This window comes from Phenylobacterium sp. (genome assembly GCF_041920015.1).
GTDB lineage: Bacteria > Pseudomonadota > Alphaproteobacteria > Caulobacterales > Caulobacteraceae > Phenylobacterium.
Genome location: NZ_JAYRST010000009.1, coordinates 48971 through 61543 on the forward strand (window position 1 = coordinate 48971; position 12573 = coordinate 61543).

14 protein-coding genes are annotated in these 12573 nt (G+C 68.4%); 5 read left to right on the plus strand and 9 right to left on the minus strand.

Going from position 1 to position 12573, the window contains the following annotated elements:
- Positions 1-86: 86 nt before the first annotated feature.
- The gene (locus ACE3TL_RS03595) at positions 87-449 is read left to right on the plus strand and encodes a hypothetical protein (RefSeq protein WP_374577356.1); all 363 of its coding nucleotides are present in this window, start codon (positions 87-89) and stop codon (positions 447-449) included.
- 37 nt (positions 450-486) lie between these two features.
- On the opposite strand, the gene ACE3TL_RS03600 is transcribed toward ACE3TL_RS03595, so the two are convergent.
- Together ACE3TL_RS03600 and thiD are read right to left on the minus strand one after the other, a co-directional pair.
- Positions 487-1062 carry a nucleotidyltransferase family protein gene (locus tag ACE3TL_RS03600; RefSeq protein ID WP_374577357.1) on the minus strand — a complete coding sequence of 192 codons (576 nt, stop codon included), beginning with the start codon at positions 1060-1062 and terminating at the stop codon, positions 487-489.
- The gene (gene thiD, locus ACE3TL_RS03605) at positions 1059-1862 is read right to left on the minus strand and encodes a bifunctional hydroxymethylpyrimidine kinase/phosphomethylpyrimidine kinase (RefSeq protein WP_374577358.1); all 804 of its coding nucleotides are present in this window, start codon (positions 1860-1862) and stop codon (positions 1059-1061) included. The genes ACE3TL_RS03600 and thiD overlap by 4 nt, the downstream gene beginning before the upstream one ends.
- Before the next feature lie 88 nt (positions 1863-1950).
- On the opposite strand from thiD, the gene ACE3TL_RS03610 reads away from it, so the two are divergent.
- Positions 1951-2691 (plus strand): SDR family oxidoreductase, encoded by a 741-nt coding sequence (locus tag ACE3TL_RS03610; RefSeq protein ID WP_374577359.1) that lies wholly within the window; start codon positions 1951-1953, stop codon positions 2689-2691.
- Here ACE3TL_RS03610 and folP read toward each other — a convergent pair.
- From folP to rpsU, 3 genes are all read right to left on the minus strand, one after another.
- Complete coding sequence (gene folP / locus ACE3TL_RS03615; RefSeq protein ID WP_374577360.1) at positions 2688-3491, minus strand: dihydropteroate synthase; 804 nt, start codon at positions 3489-3491, stop codon at positions 2688-2690. The genes ACE3TL_RS03610 and folP overlap by 4 nt on opposite strands.
- 78 nt (positions 3492-3569) lie before the next feature.
- Positions 3570-5447, minus strand: a complete 1878-nt coding sequence (gene ftsH, locus ACE3TL_RS03620; protein WP_374532812.1) for an ATP-dependent zinc metalloprotease FtsH — start codon at positions 5445-5447, stop codon at positions 3570-3572.
- Between the two features lie 182 nt (positions 5448-5629).
- On the minus strand, positions 5630-5869 hold the full coding sequence (gene rpsU, locus ACE3TL_RS03625; RefSeq protein WP_374532822.1) for a 30S ribosomal protein S21: 240 nt from the start codon (positions 5867-5869) through the stop codon (positions 5630-5632).
- A 178-nt stretch (positions 5870-6047) separates the two neighbouring features.
- On the opposite strand from rpsU, the gene ACE3TL_RS03630 reads away from it, so the two are divergent.
- Positions 6048-6680, plus strand: coding sequence for a COQ9 family protein (locus ACE3TL_RS03630; protein ID WP_374577361.1), 633 nt, complete (start codon positions 6048-6050; stop codon positions 6678-6680).
- Here the strand turns inward: ACE3TL_RS03630 and ACE3TL_RS03635 are convergent.
- The 4 genes from ACE3TL_RS03635 to ACE3TL_RS03650 all read right to left on the minus strand — a co-directional run bounded on the left by ACE3TL_RS03635 (position 6671) and on the right by ACE3TL_RS03650 (position 11165).
- On the minus strand, positions 6671-7891 hold the full coding sequence (locus ACE3TL_RS03635) for a pentapeptide repeat-containing protein (protein WP_374577362.1): 1221 nt from the start codon (positions 7889-7891) through the stop codon (positions 6671-6673). The two genes, ACE3TL_RS03630 and ACE3TL_RS03635, sit on opposite strands and share 10 nt — an antisense overlap.
- Before the next feature lie 622 nt (positions 7892-8513).
- Positions 8514-9197 (minus strand): CHAP domain-containing protein, encoded by a 684-nt coding sequence (locus ACE3TL_RS03640; protein ID WP_374577363.1) that lies wholly within the window; start codon positions 9195-9197, stop codon positions 8514-8516.
- A gap of 67 nt (positions 9198-9264) precedes the next feature.
- A complete protein-coding gene (locus ACE3TL_RS03645; RefSeq protein WP_374577364.1) occupies positions 9265-10365 on the minus strand; it encodes an acyltransferase family protein in 1101 nt (366 codons plus the stop codon).
- Positions 10366-10610: 245 nt separating this feature from the next.
- Positions 10611-11165 carry a TetR/AcrR family transcriptional regulator gene (locus tag ACE3TL_RS03650; protein ID WP_374577365.1) on the minus strand — a complete coding sequence of 185 codons (555 nt, stop codon included), beginning with the start codon at positions 11163-11165 and terminating at the stop codon, positions 10611-10613.
- A gap of 78 nt (positions 11166-11243) precedes the next feature.
- Here ACE3TL_RS03650 and ACE3TL_RS03655 point away from each other — a divergent pair, with 78 nt between their 5' ends.
- Positions 11244-11717: a PaaI family thioesterase gene (locus ACE3TL_RS03655; protein WP_374577366.1), complete on the plus strand. Its 474-nt coding sequence runs from the start codon at positions 11244-11246 to the stop codon at positions 11715-11717.
- Positions 11718-11798: 81 nt separating this feature from the next.
- Positions 11799-12573: TerC family protein (locus ACE3TL_RS03660; protein WP_374577367.1), on the plus strand; the 775-nt coding region annotated here is incomplete at its 3' end.

Below are 12573 nucleotides of genomic sequence, written 5' to 3' on the forward strand. Positions count from 1 at the left end.
AACGGCCTCAGGTCCGTTTCAGATCGGCCGTGGTTTTCTTGGGTCATCGTCGCTCGACAGCGACGGCCAGGTTCAAGGAGACCGTTATGAACAAGATCGTTCTCGCCATCACCGCAGCGGCCGCCCTCGCCGCCACCGCCGCGCCCGCCATGGCCCAGCCCTATGGTGCCCGCAACGATCGCTGGACCAGCATCGATCACCGCCTAAACAATCTCGACCGTCGTATCGACCAGGGCGTTCGGACCGGCCAGATCACCCGTAACGAAGCCGTCCGCTTGCGCGGCGAGTTTCGCTCGCTGGTGAACCTCGAGCGCCGCTACAGCGCCAACGGCCTGACCCGCTGGGAACGCGCCGACCTCGACCGCCGGTTCGACACCCTCTCGGCGCGCATCCGCTGGGATCGCCACGACAACGACCGCTATAGCTGGGGCTACGGCCCGCGGCGCTAGGTTCTGACGAAGGGGCGGCGAAAGCCGCCCCTTTTTTCTAGGGTCCCTCGATGACCAGTTCGGGCCAGCGCCGCTGCGCCGCCTCGGCGGTCCGCTGGAAGCCGCCGCCCCCGCGCCCCGGGGTGGGCCGCAGCCGCATGGAGAAGAGGTCTTCCAGGCCGAACGGCGCGCAGATGGTCAGGCGGTCGTCGGGCTCCAGCCGCACCCCCACGGCGAAGACCGTCGAGGTGAAGCGGCTCAGGGCTTCCGCGCTCGATTTCAGCGGCGCATAGGGTTCGCCGAACCGCTGCTCGAACCACAGGTGCACGCGAGCCTGGTTGCGCACCTCCACCATCTCCCGGAACGGCGGCTCGAAGGCGGCGGCGACCTGGCGGATCACCATATCCTCGGCCTCGTAGGAGGTATCGGAGGCGTCGAAATAGCCGAGGTCGTAGTCCTTGATCCCATAGTCCGCCGGACGGCCGGTCAGGTGGTTCAGCACCGGCTGGTAGACCGCGCCCGAGAAGATCAGCCAGTCGGGCGGATCGAGCGCCCGCACCGTCGTCAGCACGTGCATCAGGTTCGGCGTCGCCCGGACGATCGCCTCCAGCCGTCTTTCCAGATCGCCGCTCATCGCCGCCCTACCAGCGGCCAGTTGTGCGCCAGCGGCCCGTGACCGGCGCCTAATCCCGGCGCCTGCCGCATCGCCTCGTGAACATAGGCCCAGGCCTGGGCGACCGCCTCGGCCAGCGGCGCCCCTTGGGCCAGCCCCGCCGCGCAGGCCGAGGCCAGAGTGCAGCCGGTGCCGTGGGTGTGGCGGGTGTCCAGCCGCTCGCCTTCGAACGTCGTCTCGCCGTCCGCGGTCATCAGCACGTCGACCACCGTATCGCCTGGTACATGGCCGCCCTTCATCAGCACGGCCCGGGCGCCGAGCTTCAGCAGCGCCTCGCCTGCTCGCCGCTGATCGTCCAGAGTCTCCACCGGAAGGCCGGTCAAGGCCTGGGCCTCCGGCGCATTGGGCGTCAGCAGACCTGCGCGAGGGATCATGAGGCTGCGGACCGCCTCCACCGCTTGCGCGGCCAGCAGGTTCGCCCCGCCCTTGGCCACCATCACCGGATCGACCACCGCCGGGGCCGAGGTCGAATCGAGGATGCGGGCCACGGTCTCCACCGTACCGGTATCGCCCAGCATGCCGGTCTTGATCGCATCGGCGCCGATGTCGTCCAGCACGGCGCGGGCCTGGGCTTCGATCACCTCCAGCGGGATCGGATGCACCCCGGAAACGCCCAGGGTGTTCTGCACCGTCACTGCGGTGATCGCGGTCGCCGCATAGCCGCCCAGCATGGTCACGGTCTTGATGTCGGCCTGGATTCCCGCCCCGCCCCCGGAATCCGAGCCGGCGATGATCAGCACCCGTCCCTTGGTCTCGCTCATGACTTCGAGGTAGCGCGGCGCGGCTTCGAATGCATCGCAAATCGCCGGCCTATCCACCATCGCGCGCGCTTCCTGCTAAGCTCGCGCCATGACCCGCAAGATCGCCCTCGTCACCGGGGCGGGCTCCGGCATCGGCCGCGCCTGCGCCACCGCACTCATGGACGCCGGCTGGACCGTCGTCCTGGCGGGCCGCCGCGCCGCCGAACTGGAGGCCACGGCCGCCCACGCGCCGAACGCGGCCCTGGCCGTCCCGACCGACATCGCCGACGAGGCCCAGGTGGAGGCGCTGTTCGCCAGGATCGAAAGCGAATTCGGCCGCCTCGACCTGTTGTTCAACAACGCCGGAACCGGCGCCGGCGGACGGCTGGAAGACCTCAGCCTCGACGCCTGGCGGCGGGTGGTCGACGTGAACCTCGCCGGCGCCTTCCTCTGCACTCGCGGTGCGTTCCGGCTGATGAAGGCCCAGGCGCCGCGGGGCGGGCGGATCATCAACAACGGCTCGATCTCGGCCCACGCGCCGCGCCCGTTCTCGGTCGCCTACACCGCCACCAAGCACGCGATCACCGGCCTGACCCGCTCGACCTCGCTCGAGGGCCGCGCCTACGACATCGCCTGCGGCCAGATCGACATCGGCAACGCCGCCACCGAGATGACCGCCGCCATGGCCCGCGGCGTGCCTCAGGCGGACGGCTCGTTCGCGCCCGAGCCGCTGATGGACTTGAAGGCGGTCGCCGACGCCGTCCTCTTCATGGCCGGCCTGCCGCTGGACGCCAATGTCCAGTTCATGACCGTCATGGCGACCAAGATGCCGTTCATCGGCCGGGGTTAGCGCACCGCGGCGATCGCGCTCCACACCTTCAGCGCCTGCACGGTCTCGGCCACGTCATGGACCCGCAACGCCGCGGCGCCCGCCTGGACGCCGGCCAGCGCCGCCGCCAGCGATCCGGCCAGCCGCGCGTCAGGCGCCTCCCCCGCCGCCGGATCGAGCGCGGCGATGAACCGCTTGCGGCTGACGCCCAGCAGCACCGGAAAGCCGAGACCCGCGATCTCCTCAAGGTGCGCCAGCAGGGCGAGGTTGTGCTCCAGCCGCTTGCCGAAGCCGATCCCGGGGTCCAGCCAGATCTTGTCGCGCGCCACCCCGTCCGCCATCACCGCCTGGGCCCGCTCGGCCAGGAAGGCGCGAACCTCGGCCACGACGTCGCCGTACTGCGGATCGACCTGCATGGTGCGCGGCTCGCCCTGCATGTGCATCAGCACCACCTCGCAGCCGAGTTCGGCGGCGACCGCCGGCGCGTCGGGCGAAAAACGCAGGGCCGCGACGTCGTTCCAGAGGTTCGCCCCGGCCGCCACCGCCGCCCTGGCCACCTGCGGCTTCATGGTGTCGATGGAGATGGCGACATCGCTCTCGGCGCGGATCGCGGCGATCAGCGGAACCGCGCGGGCGATCTCCTCATCCTCGCCGACCGGCTCGGCGCCGGGCCGCGTGGACTCCGCCCCGATGTCGAGGATGTCGGCCCCTGCGGCGATCAGCCGGCGGGCGTGAGCCAGCCCCGCCTCCGGATCGAGATAGCGGCCGCCGTCGGAGAAGCTGTCGGGCGTCACATTGACGATCCCCATGACCTTCACCATGGCACGCCTTTCCCTTGGAGCAAGACGCCCTCCTGGCGCGGGGCCGGGAGGGCGTCAAGTTCGGTAGGGGCCGAAGCCTCAGGCCGGTTCGGGACGCGGCGAGATCGGTACGGCGACCGAGGGGCCCGAGGGCCTGCGGGCGTCGGCGTCGTCGCGCACCGGCGGCACGCCTTTCAGCGCGCCCATGATCTCCTCGCCGGTCAGGGTCTCGTATTCGAGCAGGGCCTTGGCCAGGGTGTGCAGGTCGTCGAGCTTCTCGGTCAGGATGCGGCGGGCCTCGTCGAAGCCGCCCTGGACCAGGCGCTTGACCTCCTCGTCGATCATCTTGGCGGTCTCTTCCGAGACGCTCTGGGTACGCGACACCGAATGGCCCAGGAACACCTCGTCCTGGTTCTCGCCATAGGACACCACGCCGAGCTTGTCGGAGAAGCCCCACTTGGTGACCATGGCGCGGGCCAGCTTGGTCGCCTGGTCGATGTCCGACGAGGCGCCCGAGGTGATCTTGTCCTTGCCGAAGATGATCTCCTCGGCCATCCGGCCGCCCATCAGGATGGCCAGGCGCGAGGTCATCTGCTCGTAGGACATGCTGAGCTGGTCGCGTTCCGGCAATTGCATGACCATCCCCAGGGCGCGGCCGCGCGGGATGATGGTCGCCTTGTGCACCGGGTCGGTCGCCGGGACGTTCAGCGCCACCAGGGCGTGGCCGCCCTCGTGATAGGCGGTCAGGCGCTTTTCATCCTCGGTCATGGCCATGGACTTGCGCTCGGCGCCCATCATGACCTTGTCCTTGGCGTCCTCGAAGTCGCGCTGGGTGACCATGCGGCGGTTCTTGCGCGCCGCCATCAGGGCCGCTTCGTTGACCAGGTTGGCCAGGTCCGCGCCCGAGAAGCCGGGGGTGCCGCGGGCGATGGTCTTCACGTCGACGTCGGCGGCCAGGGGCACGTTCTTCATGTGGACGCGCAGGATGCGCTCGCGGCCGGTGATGTCCGGATTGGGCACCACGACCTGGCGGTCGAAACGACCGGGGCGCAGCAGGGCCGGGTCCAGCACGTCCGGGCGGTTGGTCGAGGCGATGACGATGATCGCTTCGGACGGGTCGAAGCCGTCCATCTCGACCAGAAGCTGGTTGAGGGTCTGCTCGCGCTCGTCGTTGCCGCCGCCCAGGCCGGCGCCGCGGTGGCGGCCGACGGCGTCGATTTCGTCGATGAAGATGATGCAGGGGCTGTTCTTCTTGGCCTGCTCGAACATGTCGCGCACGCGGCTGGCGCCGACGCCGACGAACATTTCCACGAAGTCCGAACCGGAGATGTAGAAGAACGGCACGCCCGCCTCGCCCGCGACCGCGCGGCCGAGCAGGGTCTTACCGGTGCCGGGCGGGCCGACCATCAGGGCGCCCTTCGGGATCTTGCCGCCCAGGCGCTGGAACTTCTGCGGGTCCTTCAGGAAGTCGACGATCTCGAACAGCTCTTCCTTGGCCTCGTCGACGCCGGCGACATCGTCGAAGGTGATGCGGTTCTTGTTCTCGGTCAGCATCTTGGCTTTGGACTTGCCAAAGCCCATGGCGCCGCGCGCGCCGCCCTGCATCTGACGCATGAAGAAGATCCAGACGCCGATCAGCAGCAGGATCGGCAGGCTGTTCAGGAACAGGCCCAGCAGCCCGCCGCCAGCCGACTTCACATTGATGTCGGCGCCTTGCGATTCCAGGCGCTTGATCAGGTCGTCCTGATTGTTCGGGGTCAGGGCGGTGTACGACTTACCGCTGGTGTCCTTCACCTCGATGGCGGCGCCGCGGAAGGTCGCCGACTTCACCTCGCCGGCGTTCACCTTGCCGAGCAGTTGCGAGTAGGAGATCTGGCCCGAGGCGCCCGCCGCCTGGCTGCCGCCGGTCATCATGCTGTACAGCCCGATGAGTACGACGACGATGACGCCCCAGATGGCGAGATTACGCAGGTTCATGACGCGCCTTCGTGAAAAGTGTGTCTCAGAGTCCCATTTAGGTGGGACCGCCCTTAAGAACTAGCAAGCCTCGTGCCGCGCGACCGAATATCGCGGTTCGGTGAGCAAGCTGAGCCGCACATGCAAAGGGCCGCGCAGCATGGCTGCGCGGCCCCCCGACATAAGGCTCGAGGCCTTGATACTTAACGGCCGGGCTTCTTCGGCTTCGGCGCGGCGATCAGGCCTTCGCGCTGGGCGCGCTTGCGGGCCAGCTTGCGCGCGCGGCGCACGGCTTCGGCCTTCTGGCGAGCACGCTTCTCGCTCGGCTTCTCATAATGGACGTGCCGCTTCATTTCGCGGAACGAGCCCTCGCGCTGCATCTTCTTCTTCAGCGCCTTGAGGGCCTGATCGACGTTGTTGTCGCGGACGAAAATCTGAACCAGAGGTCTCTCTCCTATCACCCGTTCCCGCTCGGCCCTCCTGACATCAGGCGGCGGCGAACGGACAAAAGCCTTGCACCCGCTGGCGAGGAGCCTTCGGGTTTGAGCGCGGCGGATTAGCAGATGAGGGCGGCGATGTCCACGGCGGACAGGCGGAAAAACGTCCGCTAAGATGCCGCCCATGTCGAATGCAGACGATTGGGCGCAGGACGCCGAGCGGCAGGTTCTGGACGCGGCCCTCCATATAGCCGCCGATCGCGGCTGGACCTGGCCGACGGTGAAGGCCGCGGGCGCGGCGGCGGGGCTGCCCGAGGCCGATGTCGAGCTGTTGCTGCCGCACGGCCCGCGCGACCTCGCCGCCTTGCTGGCCAGGCGGCACGACGCCCAGACCCTGGCCGCCCTGCCCGATCCGGCGCCCCTGAAGATCCGCGAGCGCATCCGCCTGGCGGTGATGACCCGGATCGACCTGGCGGCCCAGGACGAGGGGGCGGTGCGGCGATGGGCAGGTTTCCTCGCCCTGCCGATGCACCTGCCGCTTGCGCTGCGCCTCTTGTGGGACAGCGCCGACAAGCTGTGGCGCTGGGCCGGGGACACGGCCACCGACGAGAACCACTATTCCAAGCGCGCGATCCTGTCGGGAATCCTCGCCAGCGCCCTGGCCATCCGCCTGTCCTCCGGGCGCGACGCGGCCGCCGCCTTCGTCGATGCGCGTATCGAAAACGTCATGGCCTTCGAGAAGTGGAAGGCGGGCCTGAAGCCCGCGCAACTGCTGGCCGACGTGGCCGCCGCGCTCGGACGCATCCGCTACAGCTGAGGCGGCTCGAACTCGGCGTCGGTGAGGAGGCAGGCCTCCAGCCGCGCATCCGAAAGATCGGCGCCCACGAATCGCCCGCGCAGGGCGTAGGCCTTGCGCAGGTCGGCCCGGCGCAGGTTGGCGCCCGAGAGGTCGGCGCGGACGATGCGCCCCTCGCCCATGTCGAGCGGCCCCAGTTGCGCGCCACGTAGATCGGCGCGGGCGAGTTGGGCCTCGACCAGGCGCGCCCCGCGCAGGTCGGCCATGCGCAGATTGACCCCCCGCAGATCGCAGCGCGACAGGTCGGCTCCCTGCAGCTCCACGCCTTCGAGATTGAGGCCGAAGAACACCGAGCCCGGCGCGACCAGCCCGCTGAGCCGCCGCCGCTTGAGCGTCCCCATTGGGCGGAAATCGATAGCCGACAGCCGCGCCGGCGTCCCGCGGCGGCCATGGGTGTCGCAGAACGCCTCGTGGGCGGCCAACACCTCGGCCAGGGGCTGGTCGTCGACATAGACGACCGCGGGCGGCGCGCCGAGTACGTCGGCCATGTCCGCGCCCTCGACGGTGGCGAAGCTCAGGTCGACGGAGATCAGGATCGCACGCCGCAGCGAGGCGCCCGACAGGTCGGCGCCGGCCACATGGGCGCCGGTCAGGTTCGCCCCGTCCAGCCTGGCCTTGATCAGCCGCGCCCCGCCGAGCTGGGCGTCGGAAAGATTGGCGTCGGTGAAGTCGGTGGCCAGCGCCGACGCGCCGGTCATCTGGGCGCCAGAGAGGTCGGCGCCGGCCAGGACCGCGAAGTTCAGCTCGCCCGGCCCGCCGGCGTGGTCGAGATAGCGGAAGCCCTCGTTGCGGTCCTGCAGGGCGATGCGGCCTTCGCGCAGGTCGCAGCCCGCCAGATTGGCGCCCGAGAGGTTCGCGCCACGCAAGGAGGCGCCGCGCAGGTCGGCCTGGACGAGGCTGGCCCGGCGCAGGTCGGTATCGCGCAGGTCCGCCCCGAACAGAATCGCCCTGTCGAGCCTGGCGCCCGCGAGCCGCGCTCCGGCCAGCCGCGCCCCGGTCAGGTCAGCGTCACGAAGATCGATGCCCTCCAGGCGCAAGCCGGAAAGGTCGGCGTAGGCCAGGCTCGCCCGGCGGCCGCCGACCCGATGGTCGAGATAGCGACGGTGCCCTTCCAGCACGCCGCGCAGCGTCTGGAAATCGAGCGATCGATGAAGGCTGGCGGCTGCGGACATAGAGGCTCGTGCAGGCGAGGAAGCGCCCATGGTCGCCGCACGCGCTTAAGGAACGGTTGCGTATTTGTGGCGCGATCTTGTTCATATCGACTGTATGGTAAGCGGCCTCGAAACTATGATGCCCCGCCTATGCAGCAAATTCCGACACAATGGGTGTCATATACGTGTATAGTGCGATCTATATACTGTCTCAATTTCGAAATACGGAAACCCAGGACCGACTTGAATCGGCCAGACGGCGGCTTGCGCGAGAGAACCCGGACGTAAGCTGGGATTATCAGTAGGTCTTCGAGCGCATTGTATTGAAGCTGACGGGCACCGCCGCTCGCAGATGTTTTCCCAGAAAGCGCGGCGCGCGCCTCTCCGGGGTGATGCTCCCTATGCGACGCCCTGCCCCACGATGGAGGGCTATCGCATATGGCTCGGATAAGCGGCGGCGGCCCACTTGGCATGTCTTCCCGGAAAGCGCTCAGCGCTTGCCCGGAATCCATGAACACCTGAGCTTTCAGGCTCTGGCGCCGCCGAGACGGATCCTGAACCGCATGTGTTCATGGGTCCCGGTCTTGCTGCGCAAACCGGGATGACATCCATATGTGACAGCTCCGCCCCGCGAGGGAGGCGTTTAGTTGGAGTCGGCCGGGGGTTGCATCTGGGTCGCGGCCTGGATGAGGGCGGCGATGCGGTCGGTCGAGTCGGCCGCCTGGCTCAGCATCTGGAGGGGGCCGGCGCCCGGACGGACCACCGAGGCGACCTGACTGGCCGCGCCCTGGGCCACGGCGATGGCCGCGTTCTGAGCCGAGTTGAGACGCGAGTTGGCGATCTTGATGGCCGTGGCGTCCTGATAGATGAAGCCGTGGGTCGGGTAGGTCGAAGACCCGAGGTCGCGCACCGGATCATACCAGACCTTGACCTGGCTCCAGTCGCCGGTCGGCGAGACATCGATGACGGTGACGTCCTTTTCGATCTGCCCGCGCGTGCCGCCGATCCGCGACCAGTTGGCGTGGGTGATCTGAATCACACGGTCGGTGAGAACCTGGCTGACCACGGCGACGTGGCCGAGACGCATCTTGCCGGTGGGCTTGAAGCAGAGGACCGCGCCGGCCTTGGGCGTGAAACCGGTCTCGTACTTGCCGACCGCCTGACGCCACCACGTATAGGCGTCGCCATAGATCTGAACACCGGAGATCAGGCGGGCGAACGGCACGCACTGCCAGTAGGTGTCGGCCACCGCGCTCGAAATCGGAGCAAACAGCATAACCGCCGCGGCGGCCAGGGAGCCGATCACGGCCCTCGGTCGTTTTAGCATGCTACGGGTACTCCCCCACGCGAACGCGCCAAGGGGTAACCATCCCGCGTCTGAATGAAAAGAGTCTTTACGCCCCTGCGGTCGAAGGTCGCCGGGCGCGCCAGGAGTCGGCCCACAGCTTCATCTGTGTACGGGCAGGTTTTTCGATGAGATGATATGACGCAGCAGCCAGTGGAATAACGCCGAGCAGAAAAACTAACCACAGGCCAACTGGCAGGCGTTCGTCGCTAAGCTGGAAAACCTTCGAGGCTCCATTCACGAAGACTATCTTCCATGGCACGCAGACCATGTAGACCGAGTAGCTGATCTCGCCGAGATAAACGAGCGGCGTGTTACCGAATGTTTCAGTTCCGGCCTGAGCCATGCGGGCCAGGAAGAAGATCAGCGCGCCCAGGGCGATCACAATCGCGGCATCTGGTGCGGCCAGCGCCGCCAGGCCCACGGCCGCCACGGCGCTGAACACGGCCCCGGCCAAGGCGCCGCCGCGATTCTGCGAGGGCCGTGCGCGCCACAGGGCGTGCAGGGCGCAGCCATAGGCGAAGCAGGGCACGATGCGCAGCGCGCCCCACTGGATCGTCGCCTGGGTCAGCGGAAATCCGGCCAGGGACTGGAAGATCGCATAGAGGCCCGCGAGGAAGCAGACCGCCAGGCCGACCGCCGTCAGCGGGCGATCCTTCAGCGCCAGGGCGCCCCAGGCGAACAATGGAAAGGTCAGATAGGCGAACCACTCGGCCGAGATCGACCAGGACGGATGGTTGAAGGCCGCCTGCGGCGCCAGGCCCCACGCCTGGACCAGCAACAGGTTGGCCGGCAGCGACTCCCAGGAGAGGATGTTCTGGTCGATGCCGAAGCCGGCGGCCTGGGCGCCCAGGGCCAGGACGATCATGCCGGCCAGGGTGGCCAGGTGCAGCGGATAGACCCGCGCCAGACGGTTCCAGAGGAAGGCGCCGTATCGGAAACGGCCCTCCTCCAGACTGGTCCGGTAGACGTGGCAGAGGATGAAACCGGAGAGGATGAAGAACAGCTCCACCCCGAGATAGCCCTTCTGGACGAACAACGGGATCGCCGCGTCGAGGTCGAGCTTGGGCCAGTAGTGGAACAGCACCACCCAGAAGGCCGCGAAGAAGCGCAGCGAGGTGAGCTGGCGGATGTTCGAGGCGTCGTTCATGGCGTCTTCGTCCCGTTCCGGCGCCGTTCTCGGCGCCCGCCTGGAGCGAGTGCAAATCGCGCGCCGCGCGAGTTCGCCCCTTCCAGCAGCGTGGCCGGAAAGGCTGAGGATTGGGTTACGGGGCCATTCTCATGCTTCCCTTCTGAGGGAGTGGCCCGCGAAGCTGGCTGGGGGAGACTTCGGACTCAGCAGGCCCCTCCGTCTCGGCGCGATGCGCCGAGCCCCCACCCCCAGCGGGGGAGGATTTATGATCGCGGTCTCAGGGCGCGGGCGAGGCGGACGAGGGCGTCTTCGAACTCGGGCGTGGTCAGCAAGGGCGAGTCCTCCAGGACGGCGGCGCGGACGACGCCGACCACGGCGCGGGTGACGACAAAGGCGTCGACGGCCTGGCGGCCGGCGCGGCGGGCCGGGGCGTCGACGGCGCCGTCCAGGCTGGGCTCCTGGGCCAGCAGGGCGTGGAGGGCGACGCGGCGGGTGCGGGGGCGGCCGGCGAAGCCCTGGATCTGGGCGCGGATCATCGCGCGGTCCGGGTCGAGGCCGGCCTCGATCCAGCCGCGCGCCTTGCGCCGGGCGAGATCGCGCTCGTCGTGCATCATCGCCACCAGGATCGCCGCCTTGTTCGGAAAGTACTGATAGAGCGTGCCGATGCTGACCCCGGCGGTCTCGGCGACGCGGTTGGTGGTGAAGGCGTCCTCGCCCTCGGTTTCGATTATGCGAGTTGCGGCCTGGAGGATCGCCGCCCAGGTGGCCCGGGCGCGCGCCTGTTTCGGTTTGCGATATGGACTTGCGGGCGCCGCCATCCCGCCCTCCGCGATGCGAGTACAAAAGCCGAGCAATGCTCGGGAGAGTCGCTGCGTCAATCACTTGAGGACGTTGCGATGAGCTGGGCCAAGGAACGACTGGACGGACTGGTGGCGCGCCGGGTGGAGCCGCCGCCGGTGACGAGCACCCTGAAGCTCGGCCTGGTCGACGCCTGGGGCGAAGGCTGGGCGAGCAAACGCTGGGAGCCGGCGCCCGAACTGCTGAACCGGGACGGCAGCCTGTTCGGCGGCTATCTCGCCGCCCTGGCCGACCAGATGGCGGCGTTTGCGGCGATGAGCGTGCTGCCCGACCGCTGCGCCTTTCGGACCTTGAACCTGCAGATGCAGTTCTTTCGCGTCGGCGCGGCCCGGCCGCTGGACCTCGAGGCGCGGGTGACGGCCCAGACCCGCAGGCTGATCTCCGTGGAGGTGGACTTCCGGCGCCCGGACGACGTGCTGATCGCCCGCGGCGCGGCCCAGCAGGCGGTGAGCGAACTCCCAGCCTCCGTCGAGATCGGCGAAGGGGACGGCGGCGCAGCGGGAGAGACGTAGCCTGCCGCTCTTGCGAGGCCGGCGGGGTCTCCTATCTCTCGCGGTTAAAACGCCTTTTCCGGCGATGACGAGGGGACCCCGATGGAAAGCCTTTTGACCCTGGCGAGCGATCCCGCCGTCTGGGCCGCACTGATCACCTTGATCGTCATGGAGGTGGTCCTGGGCATCGACAACCTGGTCTTCATCTCCATCCTCTCGAACAAGCTGCCGGCCGAGCAGCGCACCAAGGCGCGGCGCATCGGCATCAGCCTGGCGCTGGTGATGCGGCTGGGCCTGCTGTCCACCCTCGCCTTCATCGTCGGCCTGACCGCGCCGGTGTTCGAGCTGCCCTGGCAGGGACCGCTGGATGCGCACGGCGCTCCGGCCTGGGAGCTGTCCTTCTCCTGGCGCGACCTGATCCTGATCGCCGGCGGCCTGTTCCTGGTCTGGAAGGCGACGACCGAGATCCACCACACGGTCGATCCCTCCCCCAACGACGACGTGTTCGACGCCAAGACGACGGCGGCCAAGAACTTCGGGGCTGCGATCGCGCAGATCCTCATGCTGGACCTGGTGTTCTCGATCGACTCGATCCTGACGGCGGTGGGCATGACCGACCACCTGCCGGTGATGATCCTGGCGGTGGTGATCACCGTGGGGATCATGATGGTGGCGGCCGACCCGCTGGCCAACTTCATCAACAACAACCCGACCGTGGTGATGCTGGCGCTGGGCTTCCTCCTGATGATCGGGGCGGTGCTGATCGCCGACGGCTTCGGGGTGCATGTGCCCAAGGGCTATATCTATGCGGCCATGGCGTTCTCGGCCCTGGTCGAGGGCCTCAACATGTGGAGCCGCAACGCCGCCAGGAAGCGGA